The organism is Rhizobium sp. rho-13.1, assembly GCF_007000305.1.
Classification (GTDB): domain Bacteria; phylum Pseudomonadota; class Alphaproteobacteria; order Rhizobiales; family Rhizobiaceae; genus Rhizobium; species Rhizobium rhododendri.
Genome location: NZ_SCFL01000001.1, coordinates 626,437 through 641,057 on the forward strand (window position 1 = coordinate 626,437; position 14,621 = coordinate 641,057).

Here is a 14,621-nt window from a genome sequence, read left to right on the forward strand (position 1 = left end):
TGTAACACTGCTCCGGTACCGATTGAACTGCGTATATTGTGCGACGCACCACTGATTCGCATTCAATCCTGCGGGGCCATTCGATGTACCAATACGATCTTATTGTTGTCGGCAGCGGTCCGGCTGGCCGCAGGGGCGCCATTCAGGCTGCCAAGCTCGGCAAGACGGTTCTGGTCATCGAGCAGGGCAAGCGCGTCGGCGGCGTCTCCGTCCACACTGGCACCATCCCTTCGAAGACACTGCGCGAAACGGCGCTCAACCTGTCCGGCTGGCGGGAACGCGGCTTCTATGGCCGCGCCTACCGCGTCAAGCAGCAGATCAGCGCCGAAGACCTGCGCCGCCGCCTGCTGATCACCCTCGACCACGAGGTCGAGGTGCTTGAGCACCAGTTCGCCCGCAATCACGTCCAGCACGTTCGCGGCAAGGCGAGCTTCGTCGATCCACGCACGATCGAAATCACCAAGGACGACGGCGAGGTCGTGCGGGCGACTGCGACCAGCATCCTGCTTGCCGTCGGCACAAAACCATTCCGCCCGAGCTACATGCCGTTCGACCACCAGACCGTGCTCGACAGCGACGAAATCCTCGAGATGGAAACGCTGCCGCGCTCGCTGATCGTCATCGGCGCCGGCGTCATCGGTATCGAATACGCGACGATCTTCTCTTCCCTCGACACGCAGGTCACACTTCTGGATCCGAAATCGACGATGCTCGACTTCATCGACAAGGAGATCGTTGAGGATTTCACCTACCAGCTGCGCGACCGCAACATGAAGCTGCTGCTCGGACAGAAGGCCGACAAGGTGGAGAAACTCGAAAACGGCAAGGTCGAGGTCACCCTCGGCAGCGGCCGTCGCCTGGTCACCGACATGGTGCTGTTTGCCGCCGGCCGCATGGGCGCCACCGACGAGCTCAACCTGCCGGCCGCAGGGCTGGAGGCCGACAGCCGTGGCCGCCTCTCGGTCAACCCTGAAACCTTTGCCACCAGCGTGCCGCACATCTTTGCCGCCGGCGACGTCATCGGCTTCCCGAGCCTTGCCTCGACCTCGATGGAACAGGGCCGCATCGCTGCCCGCGTTGCCGTCGGCGCCATCGCCAAGGAACCGCAGAAATATTTCCCCTACGGCATCTACGCCGTGCCGGAAATCTCCACCTGCGGCCTCACCGAGGAAGAGGTCAAGGAACGCGGCATCCCATACGAATGCGGCATCGCCCGCTTCCGCGAAACCTCGCGCGGCCACATCATGGGGCTGGATACCGGCCTGCTGAAGATGATCTTCTCCTTGAAAACCCGCCGCCTGCTCGGCGTCCACATCGTCGGCGAAGGCGCAACCGAGCTGGTCCATATCGGCCAGGCCGTGCTCAACCTGAAGGGCACCGTCGAGTATTTCGTCGAGAACACCTTCAACTACCCGACGCTGGCCGAAGCCTACAAGATCGCAGGCCTCGACGCTGGCAACCGTATGGGCGACATCAAGTCGGAGCTTTGAGGGTTTTCAACCGGCTGAAACCGGTTGAGCCTAACGATCGCGGAAAAAACCACGCGATGGGAGCCATCGGTGGGATCGAGCGGAAAGTCGGAACAGGCGCTGAAAGCTGCCTCGCAGCGGTAGTGGGTCGTTCAGTCTCTAAGTGACACCTCTCAGCGCCTCCCGTCCGGCCTGACACCGCCGGGTGGGACCCTCCACACCCGCCAGCCGCTCCCATTCGACCGGCTGACAGGTGCGTCTGCACCGCTGCATACAAGAGGTCCGTCGTAGCCCATTCGCCACGCTTTTCCTCTGGAGGTGACCGTACCTGCGGTCGGAAAAGCAGCCTGCGTCCTGCCCCATCCCCAAACCGGCCCCGCTGAAACTGCCACGCCTGACAGCCACATCGGGACGATTGGAATATATTCCTATTTTCCGAAAATAGGAAGAGAAATTTTACCGGGTGCAAGATTGACGTCGGTTAGCCCCTGCGCCAGCACGCCCCCCTCTGTCACCGCGTGACATCTCCCCCACAAGGGGGGAGATTGGCCGGGGCAACTTTCTATCGCAAAACCAGTACCGAACTCACAGCGCCCTTCTGGTAAACCGCAACCTATCGGCTGATCTCCCCCCTCGTGGGGGAGATGTCGGCGTCGCCGACAGAGGGGGGTGGCGCCACGCGCCGGATACCCGCCGCCCCAAACGCAAAAAGGCCCCACCGCGAACGGCAGGGCCTTCAAAACTTGCAGAGAGTTCCGAAGAATTACTCGGCGGTGTCGTCGGTTGCCTTCTTCTTCGAAGCGGCCTTTTTCTTCGGAGCGGCTTCTTCGCCTTCGGCTTCTTCAGCCTTGGAAGCTTCTGCCTTGGCAGCCTTCTTCTTCGGCGCCTTCTTGCCTTCGCTCTTCTCGGTGCTGTCGTCGTCTTCGGCGAGCAGCGCTTCCTTGGTGACCGTCTTGTCCGTCACGTCGACTTCGGAGAGCAGGTGGTCGATGACCTTTTCTTCGAAGATCGGCGCGCGCAGGTTGGCGGATGCGCCGGGCGTGTTGCGGAAGAATTCCAGGATTTCCTTTTCCTGGCCCGGGAACTGGCGGAGCTGTTCGTAGAGCGCGCGCTGCAGTTCGTCTTCGCTGACTTCGATGCCGGCCTTTTCGCCGATTTCGGAGAGAACGAGGCCGAGGCGGACGCGGCGTTCGGCAAGCTTCAGATACTCGGCGCGAGCTGCTTCTTCGGTCGTGTCTTCGTCTTCGAAGGTCTTGCCGCTTTCACCGAGATCGGTCTGGATCTGGCGCCAGATGCTTTCGAATTCGGCTTCGACGAGCTTCTGCGGGGTGTCGAACTGATACATCTCGTCGAGCTGGTCGAGGATCTGGCGCTTGACCTTCTGGCGCGTGACCGAGCCGTACTGGCTTTCGATCTGGCCGCGAACGATTTCCTTCAGGCGATCGGCCGATTCGAGGCCGAGTTTTGTGGCCAGTTCGTCATTGATCTCGGTGGCGGCGGCAGAGGCCACGTCCTTGATCGTCAGATCGAAGGTGGCTTCCTTGCCGGCCAGGTTCTTGGCTGGGTATTCGCTAGGGAAGGTGACCGTGATGACCTTCTCGTCGCCAGCCTTGACGCCGACGAGCTGCTCTTCGAAGCCCGGGATGAAGCGGTTCGAGCCGATGATCAGCTCGGCATTTTCGTCCTTGCCGCCTTCGAAGGCTTCGCCGTCGACCTTGCCGAGGTAGTCGAGGGTAACGCGGTCGCCATCGGCAGCAGCGCCTTCTTTGGTCTCGTAGGTGCGGGCGCTCTCGGCAATCTTCATGATCTGCTCGGTCACTTCGTCTTCGCCGATCTCGGCGACTTCGCGGATGACCTTGATGCCGTTGACCGGCTTCAGTTCGATCGCAGGGATGACTTCGTAGGACAGCGTGAATTCGAAGTCGGCTTCGGCAGCGAGGATCTTCTCGGCTTCGTCCTTGTCTTCGGTCATGGCGATTTCAGGCTGGGTGGCAGACTTTTCGCCGCGGCCGGTGAGGATCTGCGCCGGCTGGTCGCGAACGATCTCGTTGACGAGATCGGCCATGATCGACTTGCCGTACATCTTCTTCAGATGCGCTGGCGGGACCTTGCCGGGACGGAAGCCGTTGATCTTGACCTTGTCCTTGACCTCTGCAAGGCGCTCGTTCATGCGGCCTTCCATGTCCTTGGCCGGAATTACGACCTTGATTTCGCGCTTCAGCCCTTCAGCCAGCGTTTCGATAACCTGCATTTTCTCAACCTTCATTTCGTAGCGGCGGTGCCCAGACAGCCGTTCGTTTCAATGAGCACGACGCCGGACCGACGACCGGGCGTGGCTTTTCATGCAATTCTCAAACATTTTGCAGGAGGCAAAATGGCGCGTCTTCTCGCAAGCCTTCGGATGAGACTGTATCAGCCTCCCCCGGCAGCAAAGCAGCCTTGGTGCGGGTAGAGAGACTTGAACTCCCACGCCTTGCGGCACCAGAACCTAAATCTGGCGTGTCTACCAATTTCACCATACCCGCGTCCCTAAAACCGCATAGCAATGCCTACGCATGAGGCCTTCCGGAGCGCGGCGTCTCTATATCACCCGTTTCAAACCGCGCAAAGGAAAAATGACAGTTGTGCGGACAGGATCGGGCAATCCCCGATTTTGTTCGAAAAGCCTCAGTATAGCGGCTCTTCATACACAGGCTTGTTGTCGAGAAGCAGGGCTTTGATCTGTGCCGTGCCAGCCGGCGATACGCGGGCGGAGATGGCCATCCGGCCGCCCAGCGGCGCCTGCTCGAGCCTATGCCCCTCGCCTTCCGGCACGTAATAGCTCTCGATCCCGTAATCGACCCGGATCGTCGCGGTATCTGCCGTCGGGCGATAATCGAAGGGCTTGCTGGCAAGCACGACGGTGCCGTCCTTTGGCGCCAACGGCACGAAGGATGATTCGGCGATGCCCCAGTAGCCATCTGCCTGCTTTGTCAGCCGCACCGAAAGCGTCTGCTCGCCCGCGACGGGAGGCCGCTCGCCCACCAGCGTCGACACCGGCACATTCGAGATATCGTAATTGAGGATGACGTAGTCGCCGCGCAGAAGATCGCGCGGATCGACCGGCGATGCCTTCAGCAGCACCTCGGAGCCGTTTCGCAGGATCGTCGCGCGGCTGACGATCATGGTGCCGATCACAACAGTCTGCAGCAGCGCCAAAGCGATGGCGGCGATATAGGCGCGGCGGGCGAACGGCCGGCTCTCGCTGGCGGCGTCGATCAGAAAGCTCATGGCGTGACCTCCGGCGACGGGCTTGCAAAACGGCGTTCCACGCGGATCACCAGCCAGGCGACGACCGCAACCAGGAGCCCGGCAACCAGGAAGAAGCCCGATGTCCCGATGATCGAGCCGATGGTTTCGGAGGCGAGAAACAGGATCTCGCCGGCAAACACCAGATAACCGGTGTAGCGCACCGCGCCGTTGTCACGCCCGCAGAGAGTGATGGCGCCGACCGCGATGGCAAGCGTCGCAAGACCCAGCGCAATGAGGCGGGGTCCGCTGACGATCTCGATATGCAGCAGCAGAAGACCGATAGCGACGATGCAGAATGTGTAGAAGGCCGGCGTCGGCCCGGCGGTGCGCAGCATTCCGGCCAGCGGCGGAAGCGGAACGGCGACGCACAGGAAGGCGACAAGCCCGATGGCTGTGTAGAGCACCGCCATCCCCAATCCGTCGTTCAGGGAATAGATCCAGGTGAGCCAGCCGATCAACAGCAGGTAGACCAGATGCCGCGCCCGCGCGGCGCCGGTATAATAGATCAGCGCCAGCACGATGGCAGCCATCAGCGGCGGCGCATAGGGCGGCCAGCCGATCCAGTTCGAAAGATTGTTTTCGAGATAGAGCGCGAAATAGCCCCAGGCGAGAAAGCCGGCAACCACGACTTGGCTGCCGGAGCGAAACATCAGCGCCGAGAGGCAGGCAAGCCCGAACCACAGCAGCACCATCGTCATCTCGTCGCCCGAAAGATGATACATCTGCGCCACCAGCGACACCGCGCCGCCAAAGCTAAGGGTGGCAAGCAGCAGCATGGCGGCGGCCAGCGACGTCTGGTTGCGGGAGGAGAAGGCGGCACCGGACAGATAGAAGCTCCAGATCAGCACCAGGCACCCGACGACCCGAACCAACCTCGGTATGGCCTCCCAGTTGGAAGCAACCAGCAGCAGGATGGCTGATGCCACCAGCAGCGCTGCCAGCACCGCGAGAACTCTCCCGAGGCTGAAGCTCGCCGGACGACTGTCGTAATCCGCCATGATGGCAGCTGCCTGGTCGCTTTCGAGCAAGCCCTTTTCCACCCAGCCGCCGAGATCTCTCTGAAGTCTGCCGCGATACATTACTGCCTCATGCTGCACCCGGCGCCATCCGCCTCGCCATTCTCTATAGCGACCAAATGTGGCAGGTGGCAAATGCTGGCAGGCCTGGCTTTTTCGCTGCACGACATCCGGAGGCGTGGGAATTTAACGCTCCGTTAGGATCACTACATTATACTCGACTAATGGAGTGTTGATTGAGCAATCAGATATGCGCCAGTGGCATGCCTGGCAATCGGTTGCAGCTTGGTAAACCCCGATATCTCGCCGGCGAAAGTGCGGCTCTCGGGTAATTCGAAGCAACCGACCGATCGTACGCAGACTGATACGCAGACCGAGTTCGTGACGTTTCGGAGCCGATCTTCCTCCCCCGTTGCTCCGATTGATCAGCAGCCCTCCCCCATCCCTTGCTGATCCCCGCAAACAATGCCCACAGCTCCTCCCGCTGTGGGCATTGTTTTTTCAGTCACGAGCCGGGCCTTCGGGCATCAGTGACGATGTCCAGGCAGCCTACGCCGAGCGAAACGCCAATAGCGACCCACTCCCGCTGCACCCACGCACCCCGCGCTTCTTGCAATGCGACAATTGCGCACATTTTATAACCAATCATGGTGCAAATAGTGGCAAGCAATGCGTCCTGCGCATGGGTGACATGATGCATTGACGCTTTTGGTTTTCGCGGCATGCGTTATATTCAGCCTCAGTAGAAAGAAGCCAGCACAACGATTGCTGCTGGCGGATCAAACCCTCGGAAAGGGGATTACCATGAACATCACCCGCTCTTACAACAACTGGCGCAAGTATCGTCAGACCGTTACCGAACTCGGCCGCATGAGCACACGCGAACTGCACGACCTCGGCATCGACCGTTCTGACATCCACCGCGTTGCCCGCGAAGCCACCGGTCGCTAAAATAGACCCTGGCATCGCCATCAGCGATCGCCTTACAACGCCCGTTGCGGACCCCGCGGCGGGCGTTCTTTTTTGTCTTCTATCAACCCGCGCGGCGACACTGAAAACCGCGCTCTTTTGTCGCCTAAATTTTAAGTCGCGACTGTTATTTATGCGGCGTAGTGCACAAACGCATGGCAGTAGCCTTTTAATTGCACTGCACATTTTTCGGTCTATCGCCTATATGGAGGTCAATCGATGACACGGCAATCAAGCCTGTCTCAAACCTGATAGAACCGAGGATACCACCATGAACCCGATCCGCATTGCCAAGAGCTGGATTTCCTACCGCCGCACACTGAGCGAACTCGGCAGCCTGTCGAACCAGACGCTCTCCGACATCGGCATCAGCCGCTACGAAATCCGCAACATCGCCAACCGCTCGTTCCGTTAATAGTCTACGGAACGTTCTTCTAAAAACGGCGCCTTGGTGGCGCCGTTTTTGATTCTCCCGTTTTTGGTTCCGGGTGATTGGAAGCGGCGAGCCATCGTGCTATTCAGCCGCCCATGAAAACAACCCTATCTCCCATCCACGTCATCGGCGGCGGCCTTGCAGGCTCGGAAGCCGCTTGGCAGATCGCAGCCTCCGGTATCCCGGTCATCCTGCACGAAATGCGCGGCGTTCGCGGCACCGATGCTCATAAGGGCGACGACCTCGCAGAACTCGTCTGCTCCAATTCCTTTCGCTCCGACGATGCCAGCAGCAATGCCGTCGGCGTCATCCATGCGGAAATGCGGCTGGCCGGTTCGCTGATCATGGCCTGCGCCGATCGCAACCAGGTGCCGGCCGGCGGCGCACTTGCCGTCGATCGTGACGGCTTTGCAGCCGATGTCACCCGTGAGATCGAAAGCAACCCGCTGATTACCGTCGTTCGCGAGGAAATCACCGGCCTGCCCCCGAAGGAATGGGATCAGGCGATCATTGCCACCGGCCCCCTGACCGCACCGAGCCTTGCTGCCGCGATCCAGGAGGAAACAGGTGCCGATGCGCTGGCCTTCTTCGATGCGATTGCGCCGATCGTCTATCGCGACAGCATCGACATGGATATCTGCTGGTTCCAGTCACGCTACGACAAGGTAGGCCCCGGCGGTGACGGCAAGGACTACATCAACTGTCCTATGGACGAAGCCCAGTACAATGCCTTCATCGATGCGCTGATCGGAGGCGATGCCGTCGGCTTCAAGGAATGGGAAGGCACCCCCTATTTCGACGGATGCCTGCCGATCGAGGTGATGGCCGAACGCGGCCGCGAGACGCTTCGTCACGGCCCGATGAAGCCGATGGGGCTGACAAACGCTCACAACCCGACCGTCAAGGCCTATGCCGTCGTCCAGCTTCGCCAGGACAATGCGCTGGGTTCGCTCTACAACATGGTCGGCTTCCAGACGAAACTGAAATACGGCGCGCAGGCAGATATCTTTCGCATGATCCCCGGCCTGCAGAATGCCGAGTTTGCCCGCCTCGGCGGCCTTCACCGCAATACGTACATCCACTCGCCGGTGCTGCTCGATCACTCGCTGGCGCTGAAGTCGCGGCCCGGCCTGCGCTTCGCCGGCCAAATCACCGGCTGCGAGGGTTATGTCGAAAGTGCCAGCATCGGGCTTCTCGCCGGACGGTTCGCAGCTGCCGAACGCCACGGAAACACGCCGAGCCTGCCGCCAGCCACCACTGCGCTCGGCGCACTTCTCAACCACATTACCGGTGGCCATATCGTCAGTGACGAGGAGCCCGGCAAGCGCTCGTTCCAGCCGATGAACATCAATTTCGGATTGTTCCCGGAACTCGAACCCGGTTCGATCGTCAAGCCGGAAGGCATCAAGCGCTTTCGCGGCAAGGACAAGACGATCATGAAGCGCCAGCTGGTGGCAAAGAGGGCGCTGGCGGATTGCGCTCGATGGCTCGGTCTTGAGCCGGCTGCCGAACCCGTCGAGGCCATGGCCGTTCAGGGCTGATTGGCGGCCGTCTTTTCCGGCAAGACGAGATCATCGGTCGCGACATAATTGCCGAGCAACCACAGCGACACCTCGGCGGCCTCTTTTGCCGAGGTGAACTCGTAGGTGCCGTTGTGATGCGGCACGTCGAGGAAATCGATGGTGATGCGGCGCTGGTCGGCCGCGTCCCGCACGCGCGCCCTGCCCGGCTCGATCACGTGGCAGGCGAAATGCTTGCCGAGATCCTTCATGAAGCCGGCCTTGTTGTCGTGCAGGCGGACGAACAGCGCCTTTCCATCCCTCGTCTTCTGCAACTGGCGGATCGCTTCGGTCGGGAAGGCCCGGCCGAATTCCAGGATCGCCAGACCGAGGTCATTGAGGCTCTCCTCCTTGTCCTGCGCCACCATGCGGGTGGCGTAAAACCCGAAACCGACGACAGCAACAAAGATCGCCAACCAGATGAACATTGCCATGGCGATTCTCCCTTCAGGACGAGTGCGTTAAAGCCGCATAACGCGCGAGACTTGCGCGAGTTTGACTGGTGTCAAAATTTTCCGCGCATCGCGGCAACGGCCATGCTGAGCTGGCGACGCCATTGCGAGGCCTGTATCGGCCGATCGAGGATGCCGGCACCGAGTTTCTGCGCCTTGCGCAGGATAGGCCCTGTGAGCGCCACAAGCAAGAATGCCGGCATGAGGCCCGGTGCGACGGGCCCTGAGGCGCGGGCCTTCGCCAGATGCTCCTGCCCGAGACCTGCAAATGCATCGATGGCAGCGGTGACCCGGGGGATATCCGTGCCCGCGAGGAAACTGTCACGGTCGAGGCCGACAGCGGAGAGGATTTCCAGCGGCAGGTAGAGCTGGCCACGATGGCGATGCAGCGGCATCAGTAGCAGACAGCCGGCAATCGCCTGGGCGACGCCTGCGTGGCCGGCAGCATCGGTCGAGCGGGCAGCATCGGACGGCGACAGCACCAGACCGGCCAACTGGATCAGCGCCGATGCGGTCTCGCCGGCATAGCCTTCGAGGGCATTTCGGTTTTCCATCGGGTCGTCATAGAGATCGAAAATCCGGGCGTCGATCATGTTGACCAGCGTGGCGCGTGGCAACCTGTGTGTCTCGATTGCTTGCAACAACTCCGACGCCAGAGGATTGGCCTCGGTCGAGCCGTGCGATTGGCCTTCGAGCAGGTCGCGCCAGTATTGCAGGCGCACCTCGCCGGGCAGCGGCTCGTGGACCAGATCGCGGATGCGGGCAAGTTCGGCATGAAAACCATAAAGCGCTGCAAGCGGCCGGCGCTTGTCCTCCGGCGACAGCAGGCACGCGAGATAACGGTCGCGATCGGTGTCGCGAAGGATGGCGAGGCAGATCTCCTCGTTGCTGCGAAGCGCTGCCGCCATCTCGGGCCCCTAGTCGACGGCGATCAGGGCGCAGGCAACCGCCCGCGATTCGGACAGCATGATGTTGAAGGTCCGCACTGCCGCTCCCGTATTCATCGGATCCGACGACATGCCGGCATCGCGAAACGCCGTCTTCAGCGCCTGCGGCAAGGGTCGCATATCGTCACCGGTGCCGACCAGCAGGAATTCGATCTCGGCAGCCTCGTCGATGACCTTCTGGAAGCGATCCGGCGTCAGTGCATCGGCGGCCGTCATGTCCCAGCCGTAGATGCCAGACGGCAGGCAGAGGATCGAGCCGCGATGTGACATGTCGGCAAAACGAAAGCCGCCATTGCCATAGACGTCGATCGGCGCGCGGCCGGGAAAATGGGCGGAGCGGATCTCTATGCCACGGGCCATCAGGCCACCGCCTTGCCGGCTGGCGGCACATCCGGCTGCGGACCGGGCTGCACCCCGCGCGGCCGAAGCTTGAAGGCGATCAGCACCGGTGCGGCGATGTAGATCGACGAGAAGGTGCCGACCGCAACGCCGAAGAACATCACGAACGTGAACGAGCGGATGACCTCGCCGCCGAAGATCGACAGCGCCAGCAGCGCCAGCAATGTGGTTGCCGCCGTCAGCACGGTACGCGACAGGGTCTGGTTGATCGACGCATCGATGAGGATCGGCAACGGCATCTGCTTGTAGTGCCTGAGGTTTTCACGCATCCGGTCGTAGACGACGACGGTATCGTTGAGCGAATAGCCGATGATCGTCAGCACCGCCGCGATGCTCGTCAGGTTGAATTCGATACCGGTGACAACGAACAGGCCGAAGGTCAGGATGATATCGTGCAGCGTCGCGATGATCGCCCCCAGCGCATACTGCCAGGCAAACCGCACCCAGATATAGATGAAGATCGCCGCCAGGGAGGCCATCACGCCAAACGTACCCGCCCGCGTCAGTTGGCCCGATATCGCCGGACCCACGACCTCGACGCGGCGGAACTCGTACTTGTCCTGCAATTCGCCACGCACCAGCGTTACCGCCGACTGCTCGGCATTTTCGCCGCCATCCTGCGACTGCAGGCGGATCAGCGCACCGGTCGCATTGCTGATCGGCTGCGCCTGGACATCGCCGATATTCAGCTGCCCGAGCCGCGTCTTGATATCCGGGATATCGACCTTGCCCTGCTTGGCACGAACCTCGATCAGCGAGCCGCCGGTGAAATCGACACCGAGATGCATGCCGAACGAGAAGAAACCAATCATCGACAGCACCGAAAGCACGGCCGAGATCGTGAAAGTATAGCGGCGGATGCCCATGAAGCGAATATTGGCGCCGTCGAAGACGGCAGTCCGCACGCCCTTCGGCAAATGCTTCGGCCGGCGGCGCTTGATCCAGATGGCAATCAGCCAGCGGGTCAGCGTGAAAGCCGTAAACAGCGATGCGATGATGCCGATCCCGAGTGTCACGGCAAAGCCGCGCACGGGACCGCTCCCCATGGAGAACAGGATGGCAGCGGCGATCAGCGTCGTCACATTGGCGTCGATGATGGTCGTGTAGGCGCGCGCAAATCCGCTTTCGCAAGCCTGCACGAACGGCGTCCCACCCTTCAGCTTTTCGCGGATACGCTCATAGATCAGCACGTTCGAATCCACCGCCAGGCCCATCGTGAAGATGATGCCGGCGATACCTGGCAAGGTCAGCGTCGCCTGGAAAAGGCTGAGGATCGCCATGATGAGAATGATGTTGAAAACCAGCGCCGCGGTGGCGAAACCGCCGAGCGAACCATAGAAGAACACCATGAAGGCAACCACGGCAAAGGCACCGACGATGCCGGCGATGATGCTCGCACGGGTCGAATCGGCGCCAAGGCCGGGCTCGACGGTACGCTCCTCGACCACCGTCAGCGTTGCCGGCAACGAGCCGGAGCGCAGAAGGATGACGAGGTCGGCAGCCCCCTCTGGCGAAAAGTTGCCTGCCAGCATACCCTTGCCATCGGTCACGGGCTGTTTGATCAGCGGTGCCGAGATCACCTGGTCGTCGAGTACGGCGACGTAGGACTTGCCGACGTTCTTCGCCGTCGCCTGCGCGAATGCCTGGGTGGCCTTTGCATCGAGCTGGAAGGTAACGACGTTCTGCTTGGTCTGGGTATCCAGCATCGGCTCGGCGGCGATGATGCTCTGGTCGTTGGCCACGGGCCGCTTGAAGACGAGGTAGCTATCCGGCGGATCGTCCTGCGAATACAGCACTTCGGAATTGGCCGGTGGCTGCGTGTCGATCGCCGTCTGCACCGGCATGCTCGTATCCAGCATGTTGAAGGTCAGCTTCGCCGGCTGGTTCAGCAGCGTCTTCAGCCGCTGGGGATCGGTCAGGCCCGGCACCTCGACGATGAGCCGGTCGCTGCCCTGCCGCTGGATCAGCGGCTCGCGGCGGCCGACCTGCTTGACGCGGCTGCGAACCACTTCGATCGACTGGTCCAGCGCCTCCGCGGTACGGTAGGCGATACCCTCGTTGGTCAGTGCCATGGTTATCAGGCCGCCATCGCCGGGGACGACGGTCGCCTCGCGGATCGAACCGCCGGTGGCCGAGCTTCCGACGCTGTCGGTTAAAGGCTTGAGTGCATCGGTTGCCGCCGCCATCTGGCCGACGTCGGTCAGGTGCATGGTGATGGTCTGGACGGTACCGGAAAGATCGACGGTGGGAATTTTCGCATCACGCAGCCGGCGCGCGACATCGTTGATCGTTGATTGCAGCCGGGCTGCGACGATCTCGTCGCGCTCGATCTTCAGCGAGATCCGCGATCCGCCCTGGAGGTCGAGACCGAGGATCGCTTTGTGGTGCGGCAGCCAGCTCGGGAAACGCTCGAGCTGGCGGTCGCTGAACAGGTTGGGAAGTGCGACGAGGACGCTGGCAACAACGGCAAGCCAAACGAGGATTGTCTTCCAGCGGGAGAATTGCAGCATGGCGTTCTCGACTTTACTATTCGTCGCGACGCGGCCGGACGGCCGGCCGCCCGTTATCGATGCTAGGCTGCGTCCGCCTTGACCGGTTCACCCTTGACGCGGACTTCCGAGATCGCCGTGCGGACGACGCGGACCTTGACGCCTTCGGCAATCTCGACTTCCAGTTCCTTATCGTCGACGACCTTGACGACCTTGCCGACGATGCCGCCGCCCGTGACGATCTGGTCGCCGCGACGGATATTCTTCAAAACGTCGTCACGCTTGCGAGCCTGGGCGCGCTGCGGCCGGATAAGGAGAAAATACCAGACGACCATCAGCGGAACGAAGAGGAAAACCATCTCCATGCCGGAACCGCCAAACACGCCCATGGCGGTATCGGTGGCGCTCTGGGCGTATGCGTTGGTGATAAACATCGGGAACTCCTCAAAATCCAGGCGGGAAACAACCCGTTACACCGCGCGAGATATCATTGTGATCGTGGCAAATGCAACAAAAACAGCCGATAACCGTACCGTTTTCTCAGCCTCTTAACCTTTCGGCCGGGGAAAGGCCATGCTACCCGGCAGCGAAATGAACTTTTGCCGCTGCGTCCCATAACCCATCCGGAGGAAACATGGTGACCGAAGATCAAAACGCACTGATCCTTGCCGAACTCCGCCGTCTGGCATCGGCGGTCGAAAGATTGGCCGGCCCGGCTCGTGCCGTCAATGACTGGGATGCTGCGGACTGCTTCGTCTGGAGCCCTGCCCGCGAGCACCTACAGCCCGTGCCCCGTCCGAACCGGGTGGCAATCGGCCTTATCCGGGGTGTCGATCATGTGCGCGACATCCTGCACGAAAACACGCTGCGCTTCGCCGAGGGATTTGCTGCCAACAACGTGCTCCTCTGGGGCGCACGCGGCATGGGCAAGTCCTCGCTGGTAAAAGCCGTGCACGCCGACATCATCCGCTCGACCGGCGTCCCGTTGAAACTGGTGGAGGTCCACCGGGAGGATATCTCGACGCTCCCTCTGCTGCTCGACATCGTCAAGGCGGCCTCGCTGCGCGTCATCGTCTTCTGCGACGACCTCTCCTTCGATCACGATGACACAGCCTATAAATCGCTGAAAGCAGCGCTCGACGGCGGCGTCGAAGGCAGACCCGACAATGTGCTCTTCTACGCCACGTCCAACCGTCGTCACCTCCTGCCGCGCAACATGATGGAAAACGAGCAGTCGACGGCGATCAATCCGTCCGAGGCCGTCGAGGAGAAAGTTTCGCTCTCCGACCGTTTCGGCCTCTGGCTCGGCTTCCACAAATGCAGCCAGGACGACTACCTGCTGATGATCGATGGTTACGCCAAACACTTCAACCTCGCTCTCGATCGCGACGAGATGCACCGGGAGGCGCTGGCGTGGTCCACGACCCGGGGGGCGCGCTCCGGACGCGTTGCCTGGCAGTACATCCAGGATCTGGCCGGCCGACAACGGATCGAGCTGCCGCGCGACTGACTTTTCCCGGCCCGGGCAAGGAATTGCGACCGTATGCCAGCATTAAACTTGGAGGCTCAAGAAATACTTTGGAAACCCAAAGTATAT

13 protein-coding genes and 1 tRNA gene are annotated in these 14,621 nt (G+C 61.3%); 5 read left to right on the forward strand and 9 right to left on the reverse strand.

Annotated features, from left to right (window positions below; genetic code table 11):
* The first annotated feature begins 83 nt into the window (after nt 1–83).
* Nucleotides 84–1,490 (forward strand): Si-specific NAD(P)(+) transhydrogenase, encoded by a 1,407-nt coding sequence (gene sthA, locus EQW76_RS03270; protein WP_142823030.1) that lies wholly within the window; start codon nt 84–86, stop codon nt 1,488–1,490.
* A gap of 742 nt (nt 1,491–2,232) precedes the next feature.
* On the opposite strand, the gene tig is transcribed toward sthA, so the two are convergent.
* The 4 genes from tig to EQW76_RS03290 all read right to left on the reverse strand — a co-directional run bounded on the left by tig (nt 2,233) and on the right by EQW76_RS03290 (nt 5,839).
* On the reverse strand, nt 2,233–3,720 hold the full coding sequence (gene tig, locus EQW76_RS03275; RefSeq protein ID WP_142823031.1) for a trigger factor: 1,488 nt from the start codon (nt 3,718–3,720) through the stop codon (nt 2,233–2,235).
* Nucleotides 3,721–3,909: 189 nt separating this feature from the next.
* Nucleotides 3,910–3,994: transfer RNA gene (locus tag EQW76_RS03280), tRNA-Leu, on the reverse strand.
* 142 nt (nt 3,995–4,136) lie between these two features.
* A complete protein-coding gene (locus tag EQW76_RS03285; protein WP_142823032.1) occupies nt 4,137–4,739 on the reverse strand; it encodes a GDYXXLXY domain-containing protein in 603 nt (200 codons plus the stop codon).
* Nucleotides 4,736–5,839: a DUF2157 domain-containing protein gene (locus tag EQW76_RS03290; protein ID WP_142823033.1), complete on the reverse strand. Its 1,104-nt coding sequence runs from the start codon at nt 5,837–5,839 to the stop codon at nt 4,736–4,738. Before EQW76_RS03290 ends, EQW76_RS03285 begins: the two co-directional genes overlap by 4 nt.
* Before the next feature lie 741 nt (nt 5,840–6,580).
* Between EQW76_RS03290 and EQW76_RS03295 the strand changes: the two genes are divergently transcribed.
* The 3 genes from EQW76_RS03295 to trmFO all read left to right on the forward strand — a co-directional run bounded on the left by EQW76_RS03295 (nt 6,581) and on the right by trmFO (nt 8,719).
* Nucleotides 6,581–6,727: a DUF1127 domain-containing protein gene (locus tag EQW76_RS03295; protein WP_111221764.1), complete on the forward strand. Its 147-nt coding sequence runs from the start codon at nt 6,581–6,583 to the stop codon at nt 6,725–6,727.
* A 289-nt stretch (nt 6,728–7,016) separates the two neighbouring features.
* Nucleotides 7,017–7,160, forward strand: coding sequence for a DUF1127 domain-containing protein (locus EQW76_RS03300; RefSeq protein ID WP_111221763.1), 144 nt, complete (start codon nt 7,017–7,019; stop codon nt 7,158–7,160).
* A 113-nt stretch (nt 7,161–7,273) separates the two neighbouring features.
* A complete protein-coding gene (gene trmFO / locus EQW76_RS03305) occupies nt 7,274–8,719 on the forward strand; it encodes a methylenetetrahydrofolate--tRNA-(uracil(54)-C(5))-methyltransferase (FADH(2)-oxidizing) TrmFO (RefSeq protein ID WP_142823034.1) in 1,446 nt (481 codons plus the stop codon).
* Here trmFO and EQW76_RS03310 read toward each other — a convergent pair.
* From EQW76_RS03310 to yajC, 5 genes are all read right to left on the reverse strand, one after another.
* On the reverse strand, nt 8,710–9,171 hold the full coding sequence (locus EQW76_RS03310) for a hypothetical protein (RefSeq protein WP_142823035.1): 462 nt from the start codon (nt 9,169–9,171) through the stop codon (nt 8,710–8,712). The genes trmFO and EQW76_RS03310 overlap by 10 nt on opposite strands.
* 71 nt (nt 9,172–9,242) lie before the next feature.
* Nucleotides 9,243–10,097, reverse strand: coding sequence for a phytoene/squalene synthase family protein (locus EQW76_RS03315; RefSeq protein ID WP_142823036.1), 855 nt, complete (start codon nt 10,095–10,097; stop codon nt 9,243–9,245).
* A 9-nt stretch (nt 10,098–10,106) separates the two neighbouring features.
* On the reverse strand, nt 10,107–10,496 hold the full coding sequence (locus EQW76_RS03320) for an Mth938-like domain-containing protein (protein WP_111221759.1): 390 nt from the start codon (nt 10,494–10,496) through the stop codon (nt 10,107–10,109).
* Nucleotides 10,496–13,045, reverse strand: coding sequence for a protein translocase subunit SecDF (gene secDF, locus EQW76_RS03325; RefSeq protein ID WP_142823037.1), 2,550 nt, complete (start codon nt 13,043–13,045; stop codon nt 10,496–10,498). The genes EQW76_RS03320 and secDF overlap by 1 nt, the downstream gene beginning before the upstream one ends.
* A 62-nt stretch (nt 13,046–13,107) precedes the next feature.
* On the reverse strand, nt 13,108–13,458 hold the full coding sequence (gene yajC, locus EQW76_RS03330; protein WP_142823038.1) for a preprotein translocase subunit YajC: 351 nt from the start codon (nt 13,456–13,458) through the stop codon (nt 13,108–13,110).
* Between the two features lie 203 nt (nt 13,459–13,661).
* Here yajC and EQW76_RS03335 point away from each other — a divergent pair, with 203 nt between their 5' ends.
* Nucleotides 13,662–14,534: an ATP-binding protein gene (locus tag EQW76_RS03335; protein WP_142823039.1), complete on the forward strand. Its 873-nt coding sequence runs from the start codon at nt 13,662–13,664 to the stop codon at nt 14,532–14,534.
* Nucleotides 14,535–14,621 lie beyond the last annotated feature (87 nt).

Excerpts from the sequence above, each read along its gene's own strand:
- EQW76_RS03295 (WP_111221764.1), top strand. The coding sequence starts at position 6,581 with ATGAACATCACCCGCTCTTACAACAACTGGCGCAAGTATCGTCAGACC.
- EQW76_RS03310 (WP_142823035.1), bottom strand. The coding sequence starts at position 9,171 with ATGGCAATGTTCATCTGGTTGGCGATCTTTGTTGCTGTCGTCGGTTTC.
- secDF (WP_142823037.1), bottom strand. The coding sequence starts at position 13,045 with ATGCTGCAATTCTCCCGCTGGAAGACAATCCTCGTTTGGCTTGCCGTT.
- EQW76_RS03300 (WP_111221763.1), top strand. The coding sequence starts at position 7,017 with ATGAACCCGATCCGCATTGCCAAGAGCTGGATTTCCTACCGCCGCACA.
- EQW76_RS03285 (WP_142823032.1), bottom strand. The coding sequence starts at position 4,739 with ATGAGCTTTCTGATCGACGCCGCCAGCGAGAGCCGGCCGTTCGCCCGC.
- EQW76_RS03315 (WP_142823036.1), bottom strand. The coding sequence starts at position 10,097 with ATGGCGGCAGCGCTTCGCAGCAACGAGGAGATCTGCCTCGCCATCCTT.
- yajC (WP_142823038.1), bottom strand. The coding sequence starts at position 13,458 with ATGTTTATCACCAACGCATACGCCCAGAGCGCCACCGATACCGCCATG.
- EQW76_RS03290 (WP_142823033.1), bottom strand. The coding sequence starts at position 5,839 with ATGTATCGCGGCAGACTTCAGAGAGATCTCGGCGGCTGGGTGGAAAAG.
- EQW76_RS03320 (WP_111221759.1), bottom strand. The coding sequence starts at position 10,496 with ATGGCCCGTGGCATAGAGATCCGCTCCGCCCATTTTCCCGGCCGCGCG.
- tig (WP_142823031.1), bottom strand. The coding sequence starts at position 3,720 with ATGCAGGTTATCGAAACGCTGGCTGAAGGGCTGAAGCGCGAAATCAAG.
- sthA (WP_142823030.1), top strand. The coding sequence starts at position 84 with ATGTACCAATACGATCTTATTGTTGTCGGCAGCGGTCCGGCTGGCCGC.
- trmFO (WP_142823034.1), top strand. The coding sequence starts at position 7,274 with ATGAAAACAACCCTATCTCCCATCCACGTCATCGGCGGCGGCCTTGCA.